This window comes from Pseudomonas sp. GW821-FHT07B01 (assembly GCF_059419065.1).
In genome coordinates this window covers 80,781-102,981 of sequence record NZ_JBWKRA010000018.1, presented here as the reverse complement: position 1 = coordinate 102,981, position 22,201 = coordinate 80,781, and the positions used below count along the sequence as shown (strand labels likewise).

The following is a 22,201-nucleotide window of genomic DNA, read 5'->3' as shown; positions in this document are numbered from 1 at the left end:
CATTTTTTGTTGCCTGCCAACCATGCACTGTCCCTTCTGCGGTGCCAACGACACCAAGGTCATCGACTCGCGTCTGGTCGCCGAGGGCGACCAAGTGCGTCGCCGGCGCGAATGCCTGGCCTGTGGTGAACGTTTCACCACCTTCGAAACCGCCGAACTGGTGTTGCCGCGTCTGATCAAGTCCGACGGCAGCCGCCAGCCTTTCGACGAAGAAAAACTGCGCGCCGGTATGCAGCGCGCCCTGGAAAAACGCCCGGTGAGTGTCGAGCGCCTGGAAGCGGCGCTGGTGCATATCAAGCACAAGCTGCGAGCGACCGGCGAGCGCGAGGTCAAGAGCCTGGTGGTCGGCGAGTTGGTGATGGGCGAGCTGCAAAAGCTCGACGAAGTCGCCTATATCCGTTTTGCCTCGGTGTATCGACGCTTCCAGGACCTCAATGAGTTCCGCGAAGAGATCGACCGCCTGGCCCGTGAGCCCTCCAAACAATGACATCTGAACAGGCTGTGCTCGACGCCCACTACATGGCCCGCGCCCTCGAATTGGCGCGCAAGGGCCTGTACACCACCCACCCCAACCCGCGGGTTGGCTGCGTGATAGTGCGTGATGGGCAGATTGTCGGCGAAGGCTGGCATGAGCGCACCGGCGAGCCCCATGCCGAGCCCAATGCCCTGCGCGCCGCTGGCGACAAGGCCCGTGGCGCGACGGTGTACGTGACCCTTGAACCGTGCAGCCATCATGGCCGTACGCCGCCCTGTGCCGATGCGCTGGTGACCGCCGGCGTCGCGCGGGTGGTGGCCGGCATGCAGGACCCGAACCCCGAAGTGGCTGGCCGAGGCATGCAACGCCTGGCCCAGGCCGGTATCGAGGTTCGTAGTGGTGTGCTGGAAACCGAAGCGCGGGCGCTTAACCCCGGCTTCCTCAAGCGCATGGAGCGCGGCCTGCCGTTTGTGCGGGTCAAGCTGGCGATGAGCCTGGACGGCCGCACGGCGATGGCCAGCGGCGAAAGCCAATGGATCACCGGTCCCGCCGCCCGTGCTGCGGTGCAACGCTTGCGTGCCGAGGCCAGCGTGGTGCTGACCGGTGCCGACACGGTACTGGCCGACGGTGCCCGCTTGACCGTACGCGCTGCCGAACTGGGCCTGGACGACGCAACCACCGCCCTGGCCATGTCGCGCCCGCCGTTGCGCGTGCTGATCGATGGCCGCCTGCGGGTGCCGCTCAACGCACCGTTCTTCAAGGCCGGCCCGGCATTGGTCATCACCTGCGTGACTCCGGAAAACCAGTTCCCCCGGGGCCCTGAGTGCCTTGTGGTTCCAGGTGTGGAGGGCCAGGTTGACCTGCGCTCGGCATTGGTCGCCCTGGCTGCCCGTGGCGTCAACGATGTGTTGGTGGAAGCCGGCCCAAGCCTGGCCGGCGCGTTTGCCCAACAAGGCCTGGTGGATGAATACGTGATATTCATCGCCGGCAAGTTCCTCGGCTCCGCTGCCCGCCCGTTGCTGGACTGGCCGCTTGATAAGTTGGCCGATGCTCCCCAACTCAAGATCACCGAAATGCGCGCTGTGGGCGACGACTGGCGAGTCACTGCCATCCCCGTCCCAGCAGTGAGCGTATAATTCCCGGCCTGCGCTTGAGCGTCAGCCCCCTCGTTTTCAGGAGAACGAAATGTTCACCGGCATTATCGAATCCATCGGCAGCATCCGTGCAATGACCCCCAAAGGCGGGGATGTCCGCCTGCTGGTTGAAACCGGCAAGCTGGACCTCGGCGACGTCAAGCTGGGCGACAGCATCGCCGTCAGCGGCGTGTGCCTGACCGTCATCGAGCTGCCAGGCAACGGCTTTGCTGCCGATGTCAGCCGGGAAACCCTGGACTGCACCGCGATGAACGATCTTGCGGCCGGCAGCCCGGTCAACCTGGAAAAAGCCCTGACGCCGACCACCCGCCTGGGCGGTCACCTGGTCAGCGGCCACGTCGACGGCGTCGGCGAAGTGGTGGCCCGTAGCGAAAACGCCCGCGCCGTGGAATTCCGCATCCGTGCGCCCAAAGAGCTGGCCAGGTACATCGCCCACAAAGGCTCGATCACCGTCGATGGCACCAGCCTGACCGTGAACGCCGTGAATGGCGCCGAATTTGAACTGACCATCATTCCCCACACCCTCAGCGAAACCATCATGGCCTCGTACCAACCGGGTCGCCGGGTGAACCTGGAAGTGGACTTGCTTGCCCGTTACCTGGAGCGCCTGTTGTTGGGCGAAAAGGCCGCAGAGCCTGCATCAGGCAACATCACCGAAAGTTTTCTGGCCGCTAACGGCTACCTGAAATCCTGACCAAGGGGGTGCCGCGTGGCGCTCAATAGCATCGAAGAACTGGTTGAAGACATCCGCCAAGGCAAGATGGTCATCCTCATGGATGACGAAGATCGCGAGAACGAAGGCGATATCATCATGGCCGCCGAGGCATGCAAGCCCGAGCACATCAACTTCATGGCCAAGCACGCCCGTGGGCTGATCTGCATGCCCATGAGCCGCGAACGCTGCGAATTGCTCAAGCTGCCGTTGATGGCACCGCGCAATGGCTCGGGTTTCGGCACCAAGTTCACCGTATCCATTGAAGCCACCACGGGCGTCACCACCGGCATTTCCGCCGCTGACCGCGCCCGCACCGTGCAAGCCGCCGCCGCGAAAGACGCCAAGGCCGAAGATATCGTCAGCCCCGGCCACATCTTCCCGCTGATGGCCCAACCGGGCGGTACCCTGGCCCGTGCCGGCCACACCGAAGCCGCCTGCGACCTGGCGCGCATGGCCGGTTTCGAGCCAAGCGGGGTGATCTGCGAAGTGATGAACGACGATGGCACCATGGCCCGTCGTACTGAACTTGAAGCCTTTGCCGCCGAGCACAACCTCAAGATCGGCACCATCGCCGACCTGATTCACTACCGCATGATCCACGAACGTACCGTTCAGCGGATTGCCGAGCAGCCCCTGGACAGCGAACTGGGCCAATTCAATTTGGTGACCTACCGTGATTCAGTGGAAGGCGACGTGCACATGGCCCTGACCCTGGGCAACATTTGCGCCGAAGAACCGACCCTGGTACGCGTACATAACATGGACCCACTGCGTGACCTGTTGATGGTCAAGCAGCCGGGCCGCTGGAGCCTGCGCGCCGCCATGGCTGCGGTTTCCGAGGCTGGCAGCGGTGTGGTGCTGTTGCTCGGCCACCCGCTGGACGGTGATGTATTGCTGGCGCATATCCGCGAAACCGCTGACGCCGTGCCGGTGAAAAAACCGACCACCTACAGCATCGTCGGTGCCGGTTCGCAGATCCTGCGCGACCTGGGTGTGCGCAAAATGCGCCTGATGAGCGCACCGATGAAATTTAATGCGATATCCGGATTCGACCTGGAAGTTGTAGAATACGTGCCCTCCGAATAAAGGCCGGCGATTCTTGCCCCTTGTTCGCGGTTAAATCATCACTGAGGGACGCACTTTTCGCGTCCCGGCTCTTTAAGAGATTTGTCGAATGACCCTGAAGACCATCGAAGGTACCTTCATCGCCCCCAAAGGCCGCTATGCCCTGGTGGTTGGCCGCTTCAACAGCTTCGTGGTTGAGAGCCTGGTAAGCGGTGCGGTTGACGCCCTGGTTCGCCACGGTGTGAGCGAGAGCGATATCACCCTTATCCGCGCGCCTGGCGCCTTCGAAATTCCACTGGTTGCGCAAAAAGTTGCTCAGCAGGGTGAATACGCGGCGATCATCGCCCTGGGCGCGGTCATTCGTGGCGGCACCCCGCACTTCGAATACGTGGCCGGCGAATGCACCAAGGGCCTGGCCCAGGTGTCCATGGAATTCGGCGTGCCAGTCGCTTTCGGCGTACTGACCGTTGATTCCATCGAGCAAGCCATCGAGCGTTCCGGCACCAAAGCCGGTAACAAAGGCGCTGAAGCTGCCTTGTCCGCCCTGGAAATGGTCAGCCTGCTGTCGCAGTTGGAGGCCAAGTGATTTCCGACGAAAGCGATCAGTTCAACCCTCAGGACCCGCGTCCTGCCGATGCCGGCAAACCGTCCAAGAGCGAGAAGCGCCGCAAGGCGCGTCAACTCGCGACCCAGGCGCTGTACCAGCGTCACCTGGCGGGCGCTTCGCTGAACGAAATCGAGGCACAGTTTCGCGTCGATAACGATTTCACCTTCGCCGACCAGAGCTACTTCCACGACATCCTGCACGGCGTGCATGCCAACCTGACCGAGATCGACACAGCCCTGGCGCCATGCCTGGACCTGACCATCGAAGAACTCGACCCGGTTGAGCTGTGCGTGATGCGCCTGTCCACCTGGGAGCTGCTCAAGCGCGTCGACGTGCCGTATCGCGTCGTGATCAACGAAGGCATCGAACTGGCGAAAGTCTACGGTTCGACCGATGGCCACAAGTTCGTCAACGGCGTGCTCGACAAGCTGGCCCCGCGCCTGCGTGAAGCCGAAGTGAAGGAACACAAGCGCTAATCTGCGCTTGATTCCTCAATGGGTGAGTTTGAGCTGATCCGCACATACTTCGCCGCCGCGCCTTGTGCGCAAGGCGGCGAAGGCATTGCCCTGGGGATCGGCGACGACTGCGCCTTGCTGGCGCTTCCCGCCGGGGAGCAACTGGCAGTCTCCACCGATACGCTGGTGGCTGGCGTGCATTTTGCCGACCCCTGTGACCCGTTCCTGCTCGGCCAGCGCTCGCTGGCCGTGGCGGTGAGCGACCTGGCCGCCATGGGCGCCCACCCCCTCGCCTTTACCCTTGCCCTGACCACGCCGAGCGTCGAAGCCGATTGGCTGCAACGCTATGCCCAAGGCTTGAACGCCATGGCGCAAAGCTGCGGCGTAGGCTTGGTGGGCGGCGATACCACCCGTGGGCCGCTGAGCCTGACCCTGACCGTGTTCGGCCGTGTGCCGGCTGGCCAGGCCTTGACGCGCAACGGTGCACAGCCGGGCGATTTGCTGTGTGTGGGCGGCGAGTTGGGCAATGCCGCTGGCGCCTTGCCGCTGGTATTGGGGCAACGCACGGCTGACGCAGCAATCGCCGAGCCGCTGCTGGCGCATTACTGGTCGCCGCAACCGCAGTTGGCCCTGGGGCTTGCGCTGCGGGGCAAGGCGACAGCGGCCATGGATATTTCCGATGGGCTGTTGGCCGACTGTGGGCATATCGCCAAGGCGTCAGCGGTGCGCCTGGTGGTTGAGCGCCACCGGTTGCCGTTGTCCGAGGCGTTGCTGGCGTTTGTTGGTGAAGACCAGGCTCACGTGGCGGCGTTGAGTGGGGGCGACGACTATGTGCTGGCGTTCACCTTGCCACCGTCCGAGTTAGCGCCGTTGCAGGCGGATGGCTGGCCGGTGCATGTGGTCGGCCGGGTCGAAGCCGGGCAGGGCGTAACGCTGCTCGACGTCCACGGCCAGGACATCACCCCGGCTGTGCGCGGCTACCAGCATTTTCGCCAGACGCCCTAAGCCGGCGGTCTGCGCTACCCTTTATACGATTATCCCGAGTAAGAGGCCGTGACTATGGCTGCATGCCGCTGGCTGCTGATCGTGCTGTGTACCTTTGCTTCCCTGGCCCAGGCGGACACTCCCATGCCCGGCAAAATCGTGCTGGCCAGTGAGGAGTGGAACGACTACACCAACAAAGATGGCAGCGGCCTGGCCTGGGACCTGTTGCGCCAAGTCTTTGAACCGGCTGGCATCACCGTGCACATCCGCAGCGTACCCTATACCCGCTCGGTCGGTCTGGCCCAGCGTGGTGAGGTGGATGGTTGTGTCGGCACCTATCGCGATGAGGCCAGCGGTGTGTTGTACCCCCGCAGGAATTTCGACGCCGATCATGTCTACGCCCTCGGGTTGGCCACTGCGCCGACACCGACCCTGGCGACCCTGGGCAACTACCGCCTGGCCTGGGTGCGCGGCTATAAATACGAGGAATACCTGCCCACCGTGCGCCGCTTCAACCAGATCGAGCGGCGCAGCGGCATTCTGCCCATGCTGCAACACGGCCGTGCCGATTTTTATATCGACGCCCTCACCGAAGCCAAATACGTGCTCAGCCAGGCGCAAGACCCGGCGCTGTTCAAACTCACCCATATTGCTGAACTGCCGCTCTACGTAGGCTTTGCCGACACCGCGCGCGGCAGGGCATTGATGGCCATGTATGACCAGCGTTTGGGCATCCTGGTCCAGACCGGTGAGCTGAAAGCGATTTTCGAACGCTGGAAACAGCCGTATCCGTTCTGACGCCCATAGAACTGACTCAAAGGCCAATCGAACCTATTGATCTTTATCAGCGATAATTCAGCTTAAGCGTCTGTAGGAACGTGCTGTTACAATGCCCGCCTCTGTGAAATCTGAAATCAGGAGCACACGGTGCCCGTCGTTTTCGTCGCCGCTTCCAAGCTGCCTACCCCTTTTGCCACGTTCACCATGAACGGCTTTCTTGAAGAAGCCACCGGGCGCGAGCACGTTGTGCTCAGCCTCGGCGACATCACGGATGGCGCGCCGGTGCTGGGGCGTGTGCATTCCGAGTGCCTGACCGGCGATGCGCTGTTCAGCCAGCGCTGTGACTGCGGCTCGCAACTGGAGGCTGCACTGCAAGCCATCGCCCGTGAAGGCCGTGGCGTGTTGCTGTACTTGCGTCAGGAAGGCCGCGGCATTGGCCTGTTGAACAAGATTCGTGCCTACGAGCTGCAAGACGGCGGCGCCGACACCGTCGAGGCCAACGAGCGCCTGGGCTTTGCTGCCGACCAGCGCGACTACGCCATCTGCCTGCCGATGCTCGAGCACCTGGGGGTCAAATCCCTGCGCCTGATGACCAACAACCCTCGAAAGGTCAAAGCCTTGACCGAGATGGGCATCACCGTGGCCGAGCGCGTACCACTGCACACCGGGCATAACCCGCACAACAAACTCTACCTGGCCACCAAAGCCAGCAAGCTCGATCACATGATGGGCAACGAGCACCAGGGCGAGGTCGACCGCGCGTGACCCGTGGCCAGGTGAAACGGCGACTGTCCTTCAACTGGTGGCAGTACCTGGCCCTGGCATTGCTGCCGTTGTTCGTGATCAACCTGCTGTTTGGCCGGGCTGAATCCTTGTTGCCCGTCTTGGCCATGCCGTTCTTCATCGCCGGCGTGGCCTCGATGTTTCTCAGCCTGCGTTATTTTCACGCCTACAAACACGCGCTGATCGCCACCTCCAAAGCACTTGATACTGCTGAAGAGCCCGCAGCCTGGATCACCCTGGCGGCGCGTCGGCGCACGGCGTTGCTGGTTGCAGCGTTACCGGCCTGGATTGGCGCGCTGGCGGTGTTCGTCGGTCTGGAGGCGGTGCCGCTGTTTCTGTTGGCGCTGTCGACGCTGGTGTTGTTCTATCTCTATCGCATACCGCGTCAGTTGGGATGAAGCGCTATTTGCTGGCGCTGCTGCTGGTATTCAGTGCCCAGGGCTGGCCGGTCGAGCGGGTTGTCAGCCTGGCGCCGTCACTGTCTGAAATTGTGCTTGAGCTGGGTGCCGAGGACTTGCTGGTCGGCATGCTTGATGGTGGTGACCGCCCGGCGGCGTTGGCGAAGGTGACCTCGGTCGGGCACTACGGCCAGTTGGACATGGAGCGCCTGCTCAGCCTCAAGCCCGACCTGATCCTGCTCTGGCCTGGCAGCGTCGGCCCGGCCCAGCGCGAGCAGCTCCAACGATTGAATATCCCGGTGTACGTCGCCGAACCCCACAGCCTTGAACAACTGACCGCGCAGGTGCAGGCCATTGCCGAGCAATTGGGCCGCGCTGAGGCAGGGCACCCGCTCGCTGCACAACTGCGTCAGCGCTTGGCCGAGTTGCGCCAGCGCTACCAGCGGGCCGAGCCGCTGCGGGTGTTTTACCAAGTGTGGAACCAGCCGCTGTACACCGTGGGCGGTGGGCAGATTATCAGCGATGCCCTCAGCGTGTGCGGGGCGCGCAATGTGTTTGATGACCTGAAGTTGCCGGCGCCGCAGGTGAATATCGAATCGGTGCTGGCGCGAGACCCTGAGGTGATCCTGGTGGGGGATCAGGCTCAGAAGGAGGCCTGGAAGGCATGGCCGGCGATGGCTGCTCGGGTGCGGTTGGTGCCGGACAAGGGCCTGGAGCGGCCCAGCGGGCAGATGTTGGAGGCGGTGGGGCGGTTGTGCCAGGTGATTGCGCCGAACTTGTGACAACGCTATCGCAGGCAAGCCAGCTCCCACTGGGGAATGCATTTCAATTGTGGGAGCTGGCTTGCCTGCGATGACGCCGGATCAGGCTACTTAGATCTCAGGTGTCCACGTCACCCCAACCATCCACACCCGACCTTCTTCACGATAATTCTGGCTTTCCCCGAGGTAGCTGTACTTCGCCCGTGCGTAAGACTTGTCCAGCACGTTATCCACCTTCAACGACAACGACACCTCCCGGTTCAACGCCCAACTACTGCGCAGCCCCAACAAGGCATAACCGCCCAGACGGTTGCGGTTGGCTTCATCGTCGTAGCTGCTGCTGATCGCTTGCCAGCTGGCGCCGAGACCGAGTTGATCAAATTGCCGGTCCAGATCCAGGTTCACCGTTCGCCGTGCGCGACGTGCCAGGGTGTGGCCGCTGTCACGGTCACGCGGGTCGATAAGCGACAGGCCCAGGTTGCCCTGCCAGCCAAACAGTTCTTGCTTGAGCGCCGCTTCAAAGCCGTTGATCCGCGCCGACGCCACGTTTTGCGGCTTGCCGGCGTCAAGGATGATCGCGTCGCTCAGGTCGGTGCGATACAGCGAGGCTTCCAGACGTGTGCTGTCGGTCAGTTGGCTGCGCCATTGCAGCTCGTAGCTCTTTGATGTCTCGGGCTGCAGGTTGGGGTTGCTGTACTGCGTGTCGGGGTAATAGAGGTCGTTGAAGGTTGGCGCACGAAAGCCTTCGCTGTAGCTCAAGAGCAAGTCATTGTCGGGGTTGACCGGCAAGGTCAGGGTGCCGCTCCAACTGTTCTGGCCGCCGAACTGCTGGTTCTGGTCACGGCGCAGGCCCAGCTCGGTGGAAAACCATTGGCTATGGAAGCGGTGCTGCACGAAGGCCGCGCGGTTCCAGCGGCTGTTCTCGGTAAAGGTGGTGGACCCGTGGAAACGGTCTTCATACCAGTCGCCGCCAACGATCAGGCTGTTTTGCTCATCCAGGGTCAGGTCGTTCTGCCAATTGACCGAGTCGCGGTAGGTGTTGAATGCGCTGTAATCATCGCTGAGGGTATCGCGCTTGGTGTCGCGGTTTTCACTGTGGCCCAGCTCCAGGCGCGACTGCCAGCTGTCATTGAGCTTGGCATCGAGATAGCCGCTGGCGCTGCTCACGGTGTAGTCAGTGTAGGGTTTCTGGCCGAGGCTCTGCCCGGTGGCACCGTCGTAGCGGCCATAACTGTTGTCATACTCCGACTTGCCACGGTTATCCAACAGGTTGAAGCCCACCTCCAGCTCATCGCTGAACGAATGGCTGAGGTTCAGGCTGACGGACTGGTTGCGGTAGGCATCATGGTCGCCGTCACTGGGAAACGACGCGTGGCTCGCGTTGATGCCGGCGGTTTCATCCAGGCTCGCGCCCAGGTTGAAGCGCGTGTGTTCATCGCCGCCCGACAGGCCCAAGCTGCGCTCCCAGCTCTGGTTGCTGCCAAAGCCAAGTTTCAGGCGCGGCTGCAAGCCTTGCTCGGCATTGCGCCGGGTGAACACCTGAATCACCCCGCCAATCGCATCGCTGCCGTAAATCACCGAACGTGAACCGCGCAGCACTTCCACCCGTTCAATCTGATCGACGTTGAGGTATTGCAAGCCGCTGTCGCCGGAGGTGGTGTTGGCGATGCGTTGGCCGTCCACCAGCACCAGGCTCTGCGCCGACTTGGTGCCGCGAATGAAAATCCCCGGCAAACTGCCACGCCCACCGGTCGGCGCAACTTGCACGCCCGGCACGCGGCTGAGCAGGTCGGTGACGCTGGTGGGTTGCAGGCGGTCGATGTCGGCGCGGGTGAAGACGGTGTTGGCGGCGCTGCTGTCATTACGCGCCTGGACTTGGCGGTTGGCGCTGATGACCACGTCGGAGAGCTTCAGGGCCTGGTCGCGGGTGTCGGCGAGCAGGTCGGCGCAGGGAAGCAGTAGCAGGGCAAGGCACAGGCGTTTCATGGGCTGTCCATAGCATTCGAAGGTCATGCAAAACCACTGTGGGAGCTGGCTCGCCTGCGATAGCGGTGTATCTGACACATTGTTAGCGAATGTGCCGCCGTCATCGCAGGCAAGCCAGCTCCCACATTTTGGGCAGATTACAGATTCAGTAGCGTCAGGCGCTCGCGAACGGACGCCTCGATACCCGCCTCGTCCAACCCGCATTCAGCCAGCATCTGCGCCGGCTTGGCGTGCTCAACATATACATCCGGCAAGCCCAGGTGCAGCACCGACTTGAGGATATTCTCCCGCGCCAGGAACTCGCTGACCGCCGCACCGGCGCCGCCCATGATGGCGTTCTCTTCGACGGTCACCAGCAGCTCATGGCCAGCGGCGATCTCGCGCACCAACGCGTCATCCAGTGGCTTGACGAACCGCATGTCGACCACGGTGGCGTCGATCTTCTCAGCGACTTTCAAGGCTTCGGCCAGTTGTACGCCAAACACCAGGAATGCAGTTTTGCTGCCTTGGCGACGCACGATGCCTTTACCGATTTCAATCGGCTCCAGGTCTTTTTCGATCACGGCGTTCGGGCCGGTGCCGCGCGGGTACCGCACAGCGGCCGGGCCGTTGTACAGGTGGCCGGTGCTGAGCATCTTGCGCAGTTCGTTCTCGTCGCTCGGAGTCATCACCAGCATGCCGGGGATGCAGCGCAGGTACGAGAGATCGAAGCTGCCGGCATGGGTCGGGCCGTCTTCGCCTACCAGGCCGGCGCGATCGATGGCGAACAGCACATCGAGGTTCTGCACCGCCACATCGTGAACCAGTTGGTCATAACCGCGTTGCAGGAAGGTGGAATAGATCGCCACCACTGGCTTGGCGCCTTCGCAGGCCATGCCGGCCGCGAAGGTCACGGCGTGTTGTTCGGCAATCGCCACGTCGAAGTAACGTAGCGGGAAACGCTCGCTGAACGCCACCAGATCGGAGCCTTCCTTCATCGCCGGGGTAACACCCACCAAGCGCGGGTCGGCGGCGGCCATGTCGCACAGCCATTCGCCAAACACCCCGGAATACTTCGGCCCGCTGGCTTTTTTCGGCGCGGCGGCGGGGGCATCGAGGGGTTCGAGCTTGGTGATCGCGTGGTAACCAATCGGGTCGACTTCCGCCGGAGCGAAACCTTTGCCTTTTTTGGTGACAATATGCAGGAATTGCGGGCCCTTGAGGTCGCGCATGTTGCGCAACGTGGCGATCAGGGTGGGCAGGTCGTGGCCGTCGATAGGGCCGATATAGTTCCAGCCCAGCTCTTCGAACAGGGTGCCGGGTACCAGCATGCCCTTGGCGTATTCTTCGGTGCGACGCGCGATTTCCCACGCGCCAGGCAGGCGCGACAGCACTTTCTTGCTGCCTTCGCGCATGCTGGCGTAGGTACGGCTGGAGAGGATCTTCGCCAGGTAATTGGACAGGCCACCCACGTTGCGCGAAATCGACATGTCGTTGTCGTTGAGGATCACCAACATGTTGGCGTCCACTTCAGGCGCATGGTTCAGCGCTTCGAAGGCCATGCCGGCGGTCAGCGCGCCGTCACCAATCACCGCAATCGCCTTGCGCTCACTGCCTTGCAGGCGGGCGGCAATCGCCATGCCCAGCGCTGCACTGATGGACGTGCTGGAGTGGCCGACGCCAAAGGTGTCGTACTCGCTCTCGGCACGGCGCGGGAAGGCGGCCAGGCCGTCCTTCTGGCGCAGGCTGGCCATGCGCTCGCGACGGCCGGTGAGGATTTTATGCGGGTACGCCTGGTGGCCCACGTCCCACACCAGCCGGTCGTCCGGGGTGTCGAACACGTAATGCAAGGCGATGGTCAGCTCGATCACGCCCAGCCCGGCGCCAAAATGCCCACCGGTCTGGCCGACCGTGTAGAGCAATTCCAGGCGCAGCTCATCGGCCAGGGTTTCCAGCTCGGCTTCACCCAGTCGACGCAGGCCGTCCGGCGTGGCAGCACGGTCGAGCAGGGGCGTAGACGGGCGTTTGCGGGGAATCTCTTGAAACGTCGTGGGCATCAGGCGAATCGTTATAGGTATAGAAGAGGCGGCAGTTTACCTCAAGCCGTGCAAACTGCCCACGCAGAGGGCCTAACTTGGCCGATATGCGGCGCAAATGGCCGCGGCTGTCAGTGGCGACGTTCGACGATATACCGCGCCAGGTCACGCAGTGGCTCGGCCGCCGCGTCGAAAGGTCGCAGGGCATCCAGGGCCTGGTCGCGCAACTCGATGGCATACGCCTTGGCGGCTTGCAGCCCCAGCAAGGCAGGATAAGTCGGTTTGTCCCGTGCGATATCGGCGCCTTGGCGTTTGCCAAGGGTGGCGGTGTCACTTTCCACGTCGAGGATATCGTCCTGTACCTGGAAGGCCAGGCCGACAGCACGAGAATAGGTCTGCAGCGCCGCTAATTGCTCGGCGTCGGCACGGCCACTGGCCAGGGCGCCCAGTTGCACGGCGGCCTCAATCAGCGCACCGGTCTTGTGGCGATGCATGTGTTCGAGGGCTTTTTGATCGAGCTTGAGGCTGACCGAGCCCATGTCGATGGCCTGCCCGCCGACCATTCCAGCCGGGCCCGCTGCATGGGCCAGGGCGGTGACCATGCGCAAGCGGATCTCGGCGTTGACGCTGCTTAGCGTCGGGTCCAGCAATGCGCTGAACGCCAGGCTCTGCAAGCCATCTCCGGCCAGAATTGCATAGGCCTCATCGAAGGCTTTGTGGGTGGTGGGCTGGCCGCGACGCAAATCATCGTCGTCCATTGCCGGCAAGTCGTCATGCACCAGGGAATAGGCGTGGATCAACTCGACCGCACAGGCCGCACCATTCGCCTCGGCTGCCGGCGCCCCGAGAGCTTCGCAGGCGGCATAGGCCAGCAACGGGCGCACCCGCTTGCCGCCATTCATCACGCTGTAGCGCATGGCTTCATAGAGGCGCGTCATTTCCGGGCTTGGCGCAACAAACAGGGGCTCCAGCGCGGCATTCACCCGGGCTTGGCTACTGGCTTGGTATGCGCTGATCATTCCGGCTGTTCCGCATCGAAAGGCTCTTCGGCCAACTCCCCGTCACGCTCCAGCAACACCTGGACCTTCTGCTCCGCCTGCGCCAACGCGCTCTGACAGTCGCGGGTCAGGCCGATGCCTTGCTCAAACGCTGTCAACGAGTCTTCCAGCGACAACTCGCCGTTCTCCAGACGCTCGACCAGGGCTTGCAGGTCGGCGAGGGATTGTTCGAAATCGAGTGCAACTTTTTTGCGGGCCATGGCGGCAATTCCGGTAGACGGTAAACCGGCGCGACACTAGCAGACATGGGGGATTGGGGCAAATGAGTGGCGCACACACGGTGATGTGAGCCGATTGATGGGTTTATTCGGCTCACCGAGTCTCAGCTTGTCTTCGTGGCGACCCAGCACTCCCCCTGCGCCGCTTTCAATTGGGCCTCGAAGACCGATAAACCCTGATGCATATTCTGCAATGCCACAATTTGCATGGCTAACGCTTGCTTCTTATTGGCGATGGCTTGGTCAGCCTTGTCCCAGGGAAGCGCATCACCCTCGTACCCCTGCAAAATCTCCTGTAATTCCTTGAGCTTGAACCCCAGCTGTTGCGCGCACTTTATAAACATCAGCCGCTCGACACTCTGCTCGGTATAAACGCGATAACCGCCCCGACGCGCAGGCGCTGGCATCAGCCCGATTGCCTCATAGTGACGAATCGCCTTGATGGTCGTGCCGGACAACTGCGCGGCTTTGCCGATGTACATGAAAACTCCCTTTTTCAAATAGTGCGCCGGCCTGTTTCAGCCACTTGGCCCGCTGCGTCAGCGAAGAGCCCAGCACCGGCCCCAACAGCAGCGTCTTGCTCGTCGCGATGCCGCACAGCGCCAGCATGGTGCGCCGCATTTGGTGGATGGCCGGCATGCGATAAACCCAGCGGTAATACCACGGCGGCGTGTCGAGGGTCACTAACAAGTGCGCGGTTCGGCCCTTTAGCAGCGTGTCTGGGAATGCCTTGCCTGCGCGGTACTTGAAGGCAAAGCCGGGGAGGAAAACGCGGTCGATAAAGCCCTTCATCAGTGCCGGGATACCGCCCCACCAGACAGGGAAAACCCAGGCCAGATGCTCGGCCCAAAGGATGTCGGCTTGGGCGCTGAGCAAGTCCGGTTCCAGCGCTTGAACCTGGGTGTAAGCATGATGAAGGATGGGGTCGAACCTGAGATCACCCAGGCGCAGGACGCGGACTTCGTGACCGGCCGTTTTAGCAGCGTGGATATAAGTGTGTGCGAGGGCGGAACAAAAGCTATCGGCGGACGGGTGGCCGAGAATGACCAGAATGCGCTGACTCATGGTGATAAGTTCTGAGAAAAGGGCATTCAGGGTAGGGGGTGCCGTATAGGGGAGAGTCAAGTGCCAGCAGGACCTTTCTGTGAGGTACGCAGGCCCCTTCCTGAACTGTTCACGAACGCTTGTGACGGTACTGTCGGCTGGCTAGCCTGCCGAAAACACCAGAGTAAAAAAGGCATGAGCGAAACTTCTATCGGGTTGATCGCGCCTCCTGAGGGCTACGGCGATTGGCTGACAGACCTCAAGGGCCGCATCCATCAGGCGCAACAACGTGCGTCAATTGCAGTCAATCGTGAACTGGTACTGCTCTACTGGCAGCTCGGCCACGATATTTTGACGCGTCAGCACGCTCAAGGCTGGGGTAATAAAGTGATTGACCGCCTTGCGCAAGATCTGCGAGCGGCCTTTCCGGACATCAACGGTTTTTCGCCGCGCAATCTGAAGTACATGAGGGCTTTTGCCGAGGCGTGGCCGGATTCGGAGTTTGTGCAAGAGGTGCTTGCACAATTGCCTTGGTACCATCAAATCGCGCTTCTGGACAAACTTCCCGGCCCTGAAACGCGACGTTGGTACGCCATCCAAACGATCAAGCATAGTTGGTCGCGCAACACCTTGGTGATGCACATTGAAAACCGCCTGTTGGAGCGCAGTGGCAAGGCAGTGAGCAACTTCGAAAGCCATCTGCCCAAAGCGCAATCCGACCTGGCTCGCGAGTCTCTTAAGGACCCTTATCGCTTTGATTTCCTCAGCCTGGGTCAGAATGCACAAGAGCGCGAAATCGAAAACGCCCTGATCAAGCATGTCACTGACTTCTTGTTGGAGTTGGGCGCAGGTTTTGCCTTCGTTGGCCGGCAAGTGCTGCTGAATGTAGGCGGCGATGAGTTCTTCATCGACCTGTTGTTCTATCACCTGAAGCTGCGTTGCTATGTGGTGATCGAACTCAAGGCAGGCAAGTTCAAGCCCGAGCATCTGGGCAGATTGAGCTTCTATCTTGCGGCGGTGGATGCCGAGATAAAGCACCCACAGGATGGCCCGACTATCGGCCTCTTGTTGTGCAAGGGTAAAAATGAAGTGGTGGCTGAATACGCACTGCGCGATAACAACCGGCCTATTGGTGTGGCGGAATATCAACTGATGGAGTCTTTGCCAGCCGAACTGCAATCGAGCTTGCCTAGCATCGAGCAAATCGAGCGAGAGTTGGCGGGGTAGGCTGGGTCTTTTCGGTGGCTGAAAAATGTAAGGAAAAATCTCACGCGTGAGCTATTGAGTACCTTGCGGATTGCCTGTAGATTTTCTCACGCGTGAGTTTTTCACAGCGAGGTCAGTACCATGAACAGCAGCTCTCCATCGAGCCCATCAGTTGGGCCCGATACCGATTCAACAAGCCTCAAGGGAGAGCGCTTGAAGCCGTCCGCAAAAAAGCCGTCGAGCTTTTACATGAAGCAGATGCGTGCGGGGCTGGCGGCGGCCGGTTATGTGAAACACGAGACTTGGGTGCTTCCCGAAAACCGAAGCCTGCTCAAGCAAATGGAGAAACAGCTACGCCAACCGATCCTGGCTGGCTCATTCATGTCGGAGAATTTCATGAGCGCAGGTACTAACTGGAATATCGATCGTCTTTACAGTGCTCTTCAGGCGCTGGATGACGTGACGTCCAATGACATTACGCTTTCTCTCGTCCAAGGCTCCGAGTCCAGCATCAAGCTGGAGATGAACGACTTTGGTGGCTTGCCGATTTACATCGCGGTGGTGGGCGAGCAAATCATCGTGGATACCGTCCTGGTCGACGCCGAGTCCATCAACGACGTTCCGGCCTTCAATGACGCCGTGCTGCGCAGCCGGGAGATGTTCCCGTTGTCGTCGATCGGTATCGAGTCCATGCCGAACGGGCAGGTGGTTTACAACATGTTCGGTGCGCTCAGCTCCGACTCCAGCCTGACCAACATCGTGACCGAGGTGAAAACCCTGGTTGATAACGTGCAGCGCGCCAGCGAAGCCTTCGAACGTTTCTTCATTTAATTATTCGGGAAAATCCAATGACTCAGTCCATCTGGAGCAAATTGTTCACCGCGTTGCGTGGCGGTGCCAGCGAAGTCGGCGAATCGATCGTCGACCAACAGGCCCTGCGAATCCTCGACCAGGAAATTCGCGATGCAGACAACGCCTTGGCCAGCGCCAAGCGTGAGCTGGTGAGCATCATGGCCAAGCACAAACTGGCGGCTGATCGTGTTGGCGAGTACGACGCCAAGATCAAAGACCTGGAATCCAAGGCGATGGCCGCTATCCAGGCCAACCGTGAAGACCTCGCCCTGGAAGTGGCCGAAGCCATTTCGACCCTGACCAACGAGCGGGACGTGGAGCAAAAGCAGACCACCGAGTTCGGTGGGTACGCTGAGAGCATGCGCAAAGACATCACCAAGGCCGAAAGCCGCATCAAAAGCCTGCGCCAGCAAGTGGACATGGCCAAGGCTCGCGACAGCGTGCAAAAGGCCCAGGTCAGTGCCTCCATTGCCAGCGGCGGTGCCAACGGCAAGCTGGAAACCGCCGTCGGTACGCTCAATCGCTTGCAGGCCAAACAGCAACAACGCGCCGCTGAGCTGCAAGCCCAGGATGAGCTGGCTGAAGCGTCGACGGGGACAGACCTGGAACGCAAACTGCGCGATGCCGGCATCACGCCGAACGAAGGCAGTGCCAATGCGATTCTGGAGCGTCTGAAGCAAAAGTCGGCTGAGTAATCAACGTAGGTCAGTTAAGCCTGCAACTCTGTGGGGAGGGAGCTTGCTCCCGCTGGGCTGCGCAGCAGTCCTGTTTTTGGGGCCGCTTCGCGCCCCAGCGGGAGCAAGCTCCCTCGCCACAGTCGCAGTGCTCTTCTTTTGTATGTTGAGGTCAGGATGAACGCCTTGAAGGGTTTCAAGACAATCGCAGGCCTGGCCCTCTTCATGGTCGCGCTGCAACTGCTCAATGTGGCGACCGGTTACAGCCTCATGGCATTCGGGCTGATCCCTAGAACGGTGCAAGGTCTGTTCGGCATACTCTCCTCGCCGTTTTTGCACGCCTCCTTCGCTCACCTGAGCGCCAACCTGATTGCCTTTTTGGTCTTGGGCTCTCTGGTCATGATCGAAGGTGTCAACCGGTTCATCGCCGTCAGTGCCATCGTCATTCTGCTGGGCGGCTTGTTGGTCTGGCTGTTCGGTTTTTCAGGCGTACACGTCGGCGCCAGCGGCTGGGTGTTCGGGCTATGGGCCTATCTGCTGTCTCGCGCCTGGTTTCACAGAAGCTGGGGCAACCTGCTAACAGCCGCTGTTGTGGCTTTGCTGTATGGCGGACTGGTCGTGGGCTTCCTTCCGCGGCAGGGCGTTTCCTTCGAAGGGCATCTGTTTGGTGCGCTCGCTGGATTTATTGCAGCCAAGGTACTTCTATCCACGCCGCGCAGCGGGTTTAATGCCGGGTGAACGCACTTGAGCATCCAGACGCCGAGGCGATGCTGTCGTCAGGATTCAAGTACCCAGGGAGCCAGGGGCTAAATGTCGATTTTCCTACTGTTACGCATGTACGCCTCGTCCCTCTTTCATCGCTTCGGTTGGGCAGGCCTGATCGTTGCCTTGGGTGTCCACCTGAGCACCGCTTACCTGGGCCTGGTGTTGCTGGGCGAACAACACCTCACCGCTCCCGCCACGTTTATCTACTTCTATCTCACCACCACACTCACCGTCGGCTATGGCGACCTCGCACCGCAGACTTCTGCTGGGCGAATTTTCGTGGCGGCCTGGGTCATGCTCGGGGGCATTGCGCTGCTCACGGCAGCCATCGGCAAAACCACCAGTAGTGTTATCGATGCATGGAGAAAAGGCATGAAGGGCAAAGGTGATTTCACCGGCAAGGTCGGCCATACCGTGCTGATCGGCTGGGAGGGCGCGTCCAGCGAGCGGGTGATTGAGTTGTTGCTGCAAGACGAAACCTCGAACGACAACCTGATCGTGATCTGCGATTGCAGCCTTGAAGAAAATCCGATGCCGGGCAAAGCAGCGTTCATCCGCGGCGAAAGCCTGTCTTCCACCGCACTGTTGCTGCGTGCCGGTGTGCCCGGTGCCGAGCGTGTGCTGGTGCGGACCCCGTCTGATGACCTGACGCTGGCCACCGTGCTGGCGGTGAATCAACTGAGCCCCGTCGGGCATGTGGTCGCCCACTTCAACGAAAGTGAAATCGCTGCACTGGCCAGCTCCTACGCCCCGCGCCTGGAATGCACGTCCAGCATGGCGATCGAAATGCTGGTGCGCGCCTCTCAGGATCCGGGCTCGTCGGTGGTCATCAATGAGTTGCTGTGCGTGGGGCAGGGCGCCACCCAGTACCTGATGAAATTGCCCGACGCCTTTGAGGCAACGTTCGGCGAGCTGTACACGCAGATGAAGGAGCGCCACAACGCCACCCTCATTGGCTATCGCGCCAAAGGTGTTCAGCAGCCGTCGATCAACCCGCCCAGTGCCACAGCGGTCAAAGGCGGCGAACTCTTCTACATCGCTTCCACTCGCCTTAAGGAAATCTCCCATGGGATGGCTTAAACAGTTGATGGGGCTTGAGGCCCCAAAAGCCACTACCGACTCGAGCCGAACCGCCAGCCCAAGCCTGCCTGCTACCGGTCCTTTGGGCCTGGCGCCGGGCAAGGGCGTGATGTTCGACACCACCCTGAAATTGCTGCTCGATGAAAAAACCAACGTGGTGATCCCCGGCTCCCAGGAAATCTGGAGCAACGGCACCATCGACCTCGGCCAGTCCACCTGGCTGTCGCGCTATTACATGAACGACGAAGATTATTGGTTGCAGGTGCACACCACCGGCCAGATAGCGGGCCAGGTCGAGTCAGTGATTCTGTTCAACTACCTCAGCTACGTCACCATCAGCAGTGAAGCGGAACTGCGCAGGCTGGCGGGCCCACAGAGCCTGATCGGGCTGCCGACCTACACCCACGACGGCGTTGAGTACTTCCGGGAGTGGGGCAGCGAGGACGGCCAGACCGAATTGGTGGCGATGAGCGAACAGGTCACCAGCCCAGAAGCCACCTACAGCGTCGAGCACCGTTCGATGCTATACGCCCGCGACACCGGCCTGACCGACCGTCGAGAATTCCTGCTGTTCTCCGTCGAAGAAGATGCCGAAGGCACCATCAGCCTGAGCACATCCCTGGGCATTTCGCTGTACACCACCGACCTGACTACGCTCTAAAAAAAGGAAGCCGTCCATGCTAGAAGCACTCTCCATCTCCCTCAACAAAGCTGCGGTGCTCGGCTTTGTCCTCTACATCCTGGGGGCTGCGGTACTGTTCGCGCTGTTCCAGTTCATCTACACCCGCATCACCCCGCATAAGGAGTTTGAACTGATCCGTGCGGGCAACACCTCCGCAGCGGTCGCCCTGGGCGGTGCCATCGTCGGTTTCGCCATTCCGGCCAGCAATGTGATTGCCTACTCGATCAACGTTCTCGACTTCATCGTCTGGGCCGTGATCGCCGCCGTCGTCCAACTGCTGGCGTTTCTGCTGACCAGCCTGGTGCTCAAAGGCACGTCCGAGCGCATCAAGAAGGGCGAACTGGCGGCCGGTATCTACGTGGCCGCGGTGGCCATCAGCGTCGGCATGCTGAATGCCGCGTGCATGACGCCCACCTCGAACTGATTGCCCACGGAGCTCCCGATGAAACGAAGCAAGTACGTCCAGCTGTCGCTGGCAGCGTCGGTCGCCATGGCGATATCCGGCTGTGGCCCAACGGAAAAAACCTACGATCTGCAAAAGAAGTACAACTTCCAATCGGTACAGCAATGCGCCGATGAAAAACTTCCGGTAGACGTCTGCTCGGACGCCTACATGACGGCCATGGCCGAGCATCGCCGCATTGCGCCGGTGTATGACAGCCAGGCCGATTGCGACGCCGACTTTGTCGCTGACTGGTGCCAGCAAGACTCCACCGGCAAATTCATCCCGCGCTTGGGCGGTTTCGAACTGACCGCCGAAGGCCAGGTGACCCAATCCCAGGTCGACGCTGCCAATGCGCAAGCGGCCAATGCTCAGGCCAGCAGCGGCGGCTCAGGCTTCTCCACCAGCAGCCTGCTGACCGGCTTGCTGATCGGCAACATGCTGAGCAACAACCGCAACAGCTACCGTTCGGAACCGGTGTACCGCTATCGCGATGATCGCGGCAACTACGGTAATTCGACGCTCAACCAGCGCGTGTCCAATGGCGCGACCTTTGGCCGCTCCAACCAGGCCCGCTACGGCAGCAGCAATTACACCAGCACGCTGCGCTCTTCACCTAAGTCGAGCTCGGTTTCATCGGCCACCTCCCGGGGCGGCTTCGGCAGCAAAGCCAGCGCACGCAGCGGCTGGGGCGGCGGGTCGAGCAGCTAAGGAAACCGGCCATGAAGAAGATCCAATGCGCAGAGCGTCATGACTGGAAACATACAGCCGAGAGTCTTGGCTTCCTGTTCCATACCATCGACGACGAACCTTACTGGGACGAAAGCGCGTACTACCAGTTCACGCTCAAGCAAATCGAGCGCGACCTCGAAGACCCGACCACCGAGCTCCATGACATGTGCATGGACCTCGTCGCCCGCGTGGTCCACAGCGAAGAACTGCTTGAGCGCCTGAGCATCCCCGCGCCTTTCTACGACATGATCCGAACCTCATGGCTCGAAGGCCACCCGCACCTGTACGGGCGCATGGACTTCTCCTACAACGGCAGCGGGCCCGCCAAGTTGCTGGAGCTCAACTACGACACCCCCACCAGCCTCTACGAAGCAGCCGCGTTTCAGTGGGGCTGGCTGGAACAATGCATCGAGCGCGGCCTGCTGCCCAAGCACGCCGACCAGTTCAATAGCATTGACACCAAACTGCACCAGGCCTTCGCCCAACTGCAGGTCAACCAGCCGTTCTACTTCGCCTCGATGAAAGACTCCATCGAAGACAAAGGCACCACCGACTACCTGCGTCTGGTTGCCGAAAAAGTCGGCATCGAATCGCGCCACATCGACGTCGAAGACATCGGCCTGACCAGCGAAGGCCGCTTCGTCGACCTTGAAGATCGCTGGATCCCCCACCTGTTCAAACTGCACGCCTGGGAGTTCATCTTCCACGAACCCTTTGGTGCGGCGATTGCCCAGAGCGACACACAGTTCTTCGAGCCCGCGTGGAAATCCATTATTTCCAACAAAGGCATCCTGCCGCTGCTGTGGGAATTCAACAAAGGCCACCCCAACCTGCTCGCGTCCCACCTGGACACCGACCCAGGCAAAGCCGTGCCAAAAGGCTGGGTGCGCAAGCCGTTCTTCTCCCGTGAAGGCGCCAACATCGAACTGCAAACCGCCGAAGGCCTGATCGTAAAAGAAGACGGTCCCTACACGGATGCGCCCTTCATCCTTCAAGAGTTCGCACCGCTGCCGAAATTTGGTGACAGCTACACGCTGATCGGCTCCTGGGTCATTGGCGACCAGGCGGCGGGGATTGGGGTGCGAGAGGACAATAGCTTGATCACCAAGGACTCAAGCCGGTTTCTGCCGCACTTGATCCTGGATTAAGGAAGTTGATCGTTCCCACGCTCCGCGTGGTAATGCATCCAGTGACGCTCCGCGTCACCCACACGCATCTCAATCTACACCCATAAAAAAGCCTGCCTTTTCAGGCAGGCTCAATACGGAGC

General features: G+C 61.0%; 26 protein-coding genes. 20 read left to right on the top strand and 6 right to left on the bottom strand.

Going from position 1 to position 22,201, the window contains the following annotated elements; translation table 11 throughout:
* The first annotated feature begins 22 nt into the window (after positions 1–22).
* From nrdR to AC07S6_RS19620, 11 genes are all read left to right on the top strand, one after another.
* Complete coding sequence (nrdR, locus tag AC07S6_RS19670) at positions 23–487, top strand: transcriptional regulator NrdR (RefSeq protein WP_019818855.1); 465 nt, start codon at positions 23–25, stop codon at positions 485–487.
* Positions 484–1,611, top strand: a complete 1,128-nt coding sequence (gene ribD, locus AC07S6_RS19665; RefSeq protein WP_060764024.1) for a bifunctional diaminohydroxyphosphoribosylaminopyrimidine deaminase/5-amino-6-(5-phosphoribosylamino)uracil reductase RibD — start codon at positions 484–486, stop codon at positions 1,609–1,611. Before nrdR ends, ribD begins: the two co-directional genes overlap by 4 nt.
* Before the next feature lie 49 nt (positions 1,612–1,660).
* A complete protein-coding gene (locus tag AC07S6_RS19660) occupies positions 1,661–2,323 on the top strand; it encodes a riboflavin synthase (protein ID WP_495112842.1) in 663 nt (220 codons plus the stop codon).
* A gap of 15 nt (positions 2,324–2,338) precedes the next feature.
* Positions 2,339–3,430, top strand: coding sequence for a bifunctional 3,4-dihydroxy-2-butanone-4-phosphate synthase/GTP cyclohydrolase II (gene ribBA / locus AC07S6_RS19655; RefSeq protein WP_003194579.1), 1,092 nt, complete (start codon positions 2,339–2,341; stop codon positions 3,428–3,430).
* Positions 3,431–3,518: 88 nt separating this feature from the next.
* Complete coding sequence (gene ribH / locus AC07S6_RS19650; protein ID WP_003194576.1) at positions 3,519–3,995, top strand: 6,7-dimethyl-8-ribityllumazine synthase; 477 nt, start codon at positions 3,519–3,521, stop codon at positions 3,993–3,995.
* Positions 3,992–4,492, top strand: coding sequence for a transcription antitermination factor NusB (nusB, locus tag AC07S6_RS19645; protein WP_014720126.1), 501 nt, complete (start codon positions 3,992–3,994; stop codon positions 4,490–4,492). The genes ribH and nusB overlap by 4 nt, the downstream gene beginning before the upstream one ends.
* 18 nt (positions 4,493–4,510) lie before the next feature.
* Complete coding sequence (gene thiL / locus AC07S6_RS19640) at positions 4,511–5,476, top strand: thiamine-phosphate kinase (protein ID WP_197880341.1); 966 nt, start codon at positions 4,511–4,513, stop codon at positions 5,474–5,476.
* Between the two features lie 54 nt (positions 5,477–5,530).
* Complete coding sequence (locus AC07S6_RS19635; protein ID WP_019818851.1) at positions 5,531–6,253, top strand: substrate-binding periplasmic protein; 723 nt, start codon at positions 5,531–5,533, stop codon at positions 6,251–6,253.
* 129 nt (positions 6,254–6,382) lie between these two features.
* Complete coding sequence (gene ribA, locus AC07S6_RS19630; protein WP_005791841.1) at positions 6,383–7,000, top strand: GTP cyclohydrolase II; 618 nt, start codon at positions 6,383–6,385, stop codon at positions 6,998–7,000.
* A complete protein-coding gene (locus AC07S6_RS19625; RefSeq protein ID WP_044269046.1) occupies positions 6,997–7,416 on the top strand; it encodes a hypothetical protein in 420 nt (139 codons plus the stop codon). Before ribA ends, AC07S6_RS19625 begins: the two co-directional genes overlap by 4 nt.
* The gene (locus AC07S6_RS19620; RefSeq protein WP_495112841.1) at positions 7,413–8,198 is read left to right on the top strand and encodes a cobalamin-binding protein; all 786 of its coding nucleotides are present in this window, start codon (positions 7,413–7,415) and stop codon (positions 8,196–8,198) included. Before AC07S6_RS19625 ends, AC07S6_RS19620 begins: the two co-directional genes overlap by 4 nt.
* A gap of 90 nt (positions 8,199–8,288) precedes the next feature.
* Here the strand turns inward: AC07S6_RS19620 and AC07S6_RS19615 are convergent, their stop codons facing one another.
* The 6 genes from AC07S6_RS19615 to AC07S6_RS19590 all read right to left on the bottom strand — a co-directional run bounded on the left by AC07S6_RS19615 (position 8,289) and on the right by AC07S6_RS19590 (position 14,519).
* Complete coding sequence (locus AC07S6_RS19615) at positions 8,289–10,163, bottom strand: TonB-dependent receptor domain-containing protein (protein WP_495112840.1); 1,875 nt, start codon at positions 10,161–10,163, stop codon at positions 8,289–8,291.
* A gap of 137 nt (positions 10,164–10,300) precedes the next feature.
* Positions 10,301–12,199, bottom strand: coding sequence for a 1-deoxy-D-xylulose-5-phosphate synthase (gene dxs, locus AC07S6_RS19610; RefSeq protein WP_495112839.1), 1,899 nt, complete (start codon positions 12,197–12,199; stop codon positions 10,301–10,303).
* A gap of 110 nt (positions 12,200–12,309) precedes the next feature.
* Positions 12,310–13,197, bottom strand: a complete 888-nt coding sequence (ispA, locus tag AC07S6_RS19605; RefSeq protein WP_014720119.1) for a (2E,6E)-farnesyl diphosphate synthase — start codon at positions 13,195–13,197, stop codon at positions 12,310–12,312.
* On the bottom strand, positions 13,194–13,436 hold the full coding sequence (locus AC07S6_RS19600) for an exodeoxyribonuclease VII small subunit (RefSeq protein WP_003194556.1): 243 nt from the start codon (positions 13,434–13,436) through the stop codon (positions 13,194–13,196). Before AC07S6_RS19600 ends, ispA begins: the two co-directional genes overlap by 4 nt.
* Positions 13,437–13,558: 122 nt before the next feature.
* The gene (locus AC07S6_RS19595; RefSeq protein WP_495112838.1) at positions 13,559–13,936 is read right to left on the bottom strand and encodes a MerR family transcriptional regulator; all 378 of its coding nucleotides are present in this window, start codon (positions 13,934–13,936) and stop codon (positions 13,559–13,561) included.
* A complete protein-coding gene (locus AC07S6_RS19590) occupies positions 13,875–14,519 on the bottom strand; it encodes an NAD(P)H-dependent oxidoreductase (protein ID WP_495112837.1) in 645 nt (214 codons plus the stop codon). Before AC07S6_RS19590 ends, AC07S6_RS19595 begins: the two co-directional genes overlap by 62 nt.
* Before the next feature lie 174 nt (positions 14,520–14,693).
* Between AC07S6_RS19590 and AC07S6_RS19585 the strand changes: the two genes are divergently transcribed.
* From AC07S6_RS19585 to AC07S6_RS19545, 9 genes are all read left to right on the top strand, one after another.
* The gene (locus AC07S6_RS19585; protein ID WP_495112851.1) at positions 14,694–15,725 is read left to right on the top strand and encodes a PDDEXK nuclease domain-containing protein; all 1,032 of its coding nucleotides are present in this window, start codon (positions 14,694–14,696) and stop codon (positions 15,723–15,725) included.
* A gap of 228 nt (positions 15,726–15,953) precedes the next feature.
* Positions 15,954–16,535 carry a YjfI family protein gene (locus AC07S6_RS19580; protein ID WP_019818839.1) on the top strand — a complete coding sequence of 194 codons (582 nt, stop codon included), beginning with the start codon at positions 15,954–15,956 and terminating at the stop codon, positions 16,533–16,535.
* Between the two features lie 17 nt (positions 16,536–16,552).
* Complete coding sequence (locus AC07S6_RS19575) at positions 16,553–17,251, top strand: PspA/IM30 family protein (RefSeq protein ID WP_490613928.1); 699 nt, start codon at positions 16,553–16,555, stop codon at positions 17,249–17,251.
* A 156-nt stretch (positions 17,252–17,407) separates the two neighbouring features.
* Complete coding sequence (locus AC07S6_RS19570; RefSeq protein ID WP_197880345.1) at positions 17,408–17,968, top strand: rhomboid family intramembrane serine protease; 561 nt, start codon at positions 17,408–17,410, stop codon at positions 17,966–17,968.
* Between the two features lie 72 nt (positions 17,969–18,040).
* Positions 18,041–19,075, top strand: coding sequence for an ion channel (locus AC07S6_RS19565; RefSeq protein WP_490613929.1), 1,035 nt, complete (start codon positions 18,041–18,043; stop codon positions 19,073–19,075).
* Complete coding sequence (locus tag AC07S6_RS19560) at positions 19,062–19,736, top strand: DUF2491 family protein (protein WP_054918144.1); 675 nt, start codon at positions 19,062–19,064, stop codon at positions 19,734–19,736. Before AC07S6_RS19565 ends, AC07S6_RS19560 begins: the two co-directional genes overlap by 14 nt.
* Before the next feature lie 16 nt (positions 19,737–19,752).
* The gene (locus AC07S6_RS19555; RefSeq protein WP_003194539.1) at positions 19,753–20,181 is read left to right on the top strand and encodes a DUF350 domain-containing protein; all 429 of its coding nucleotides are present in this window, start codon (positions 19,753–19,755) and stop codon (positions 20,179–20,181) included.
* An 18-nt stretch (positions 20,182–20,199) separates the two neighbouring features.
* On the top strand, positions 20,200–20,910 hold the full coding sequence (locus AC07S6_RS19550; protein ID WP_495112836.1) for a DUF1190 domain-containing protein: 711 nt from the start codon (positions 20,200–20,202) through the stop codon (positions 20,908–20,910).
* 11 nt (positions 20,911–20,921) lie between these two features.
* Positions 20,922–22,079 (top strand): glutathionylspermidine synthase family protein, encoded by a 1,158-nt coding sequence (locus AC07S6_RS19545; RefSeq protein ID WP_200583391.1) that lies wholly within the window; start codon positions 20,922–20,924, stop codon positions 22,077–22,079.
* Positions 22,080–22,201 lie beyond the last annotated feature (122 nt).

Coding starts and splice junctions, on each gene's coding strand:
- AC07S6_RS19615 (WP_495112840.1), bottom strand. CDS start 10,163: ATGAAACGCCTGTGCCTTGCCCTGCTACTGCTTCCCTGCGCCGACCTG.
- AC07S6_RS19585 (WP_495112851.1), top strand. CDS start 14,694: ATGAGCGAAACTTCTATCGGGTTGATCGCGCCTCCTGAGGGCTACGGC.
- AC07S6_RS19560 (WP_054918144.1), top strand. CDS start 19,062: ATGGGATGGCTTAAACAGTTGATGGGGCTTGAGGCCCCAAAAGCCACT.
- AC07S6_RS19635 (WP_019818851.1), top strand. CDS start 5,531: ATGGCTGCATGCCGCTGGCTGCTGATCGTGCTGTGTACCTTTGCTTCC.
- ribD (WP_060764024.1), top strand. CDS start 484: ATGACATCTGAACAGGCTGTGCTCGACGCCCACTACATGGCCCGCGCC.
- AC07S6_RS19595 (WP_495112838.1), bottom strand. CDS start 13,936: ATGTACATCGGCAAAGCCGCGCAGTTGTCCGGCACGACCATCAAGGCG.
- AC07S6_RS19590 (WP_495112837.1), bottom strand. CDS start 14,519: ATGAGTCAGCGCATTCTGGTCATTCTCGGCCACCCGTCCGCCGATAGC.
- ispA (WP_014720119.1), bottom strand. CDS start 13,197: ATGATCAGCGCATACCAAGCCAGTAGCCAAGCCCGGGTGAATGCCGCG.
- AC07S6_RS19660 (WP_495112842.1), top strand. CDS start 1,661: ATGTTCACCGGCATTATCGAATCCATCGGCAGCATCCGTGCAATGACC.
- AC07S6_RS19555 (WP_003194539.1), top strand. CDS start 19,753: ATGCTAGAAGCACTCTCCATCTCCCTCAACAAAGCTGCGGTGCTCGGC.
- AC07S6_RS19545 (WP_200583391.1), top strand. CDS start 20,922: ATGAAGAAGATCCAATGCGCAGAGCGTCATGACTGGAAACATACAGCC.
- nrdR (WP_019818855.1), top strand. CDS start 23: ATGCACTGTCCCTTCTGCGGTGCCAACGACACCAAGGTCATCGACTCG.
- AC07S6_RS19565 (WP_490613929.1), top strand. CDS start 18,041: ATGTCGATTTTCCTACTGTTACGCATGTACGCCTCGTCCCTCTTTCAT.
- AC07S6_RS19620 (WP_495112841.1), top strand. CDS start 7,413: ATGAAGCGCTATTTGCTGGCGCTGCTGCTGGTATTCAGTGCCCAGGGC.
- AC07S6_RS19600 (WP_003194556.1), bottom strand. CDS start 13,436: ATGGCCCGCAAAAAAGTTGCACTCGATTTCGAACAATCCCTCGCCGAC.
- AC07S6_RS19550 (WP_495112836.1), top strand. CDS start 20,200: ATGAAACGAAGCAAGTACGTCCAGCTGTCGCTGGCAGCGTCGGTCGCC.
- AC07S6_RS19580 (WP_019818839.1), top strand. CDS start 15,954: ATGAAGCAGATGCGTGCGGGGCTGGCGGCGGCCGGTTATGTGAAACAC.
- dxs (WP_495112839.1), bottom strand. CDS start 12,199: ATGCCCACGACGTTTCAAGAGATTCCCCGCAAACGCCCGTCTACGCCC.
- ribH (WP_003194576.1), top strand. CDS start 3,519: ATGACCCTGAAGACCATCGAAGGTACCTTCATCGCCCCCAAAGGCCGC.
- thiL (WP_197880341.1), top strand. CDS start 4,511: ATGGGTGAGTTTGAGCTGATCCGCACATACTTCGCCGCCGCGCCTTGT.
- AC07S6_RS19575 (WP_490613928.1), top strand. CDS start 16,553: ATGACTCAGTCCATCTGGAGCAAATTGTTCACCGCGTTGCGTGGCGGT.
- AC07S6_RS19570 (WP_197880345.1), top strand. CDS start 17,408: ATGAACGCCTTGAAGGGTTTCAAGACAATCGCAGGCCTGGCCCTCTTC.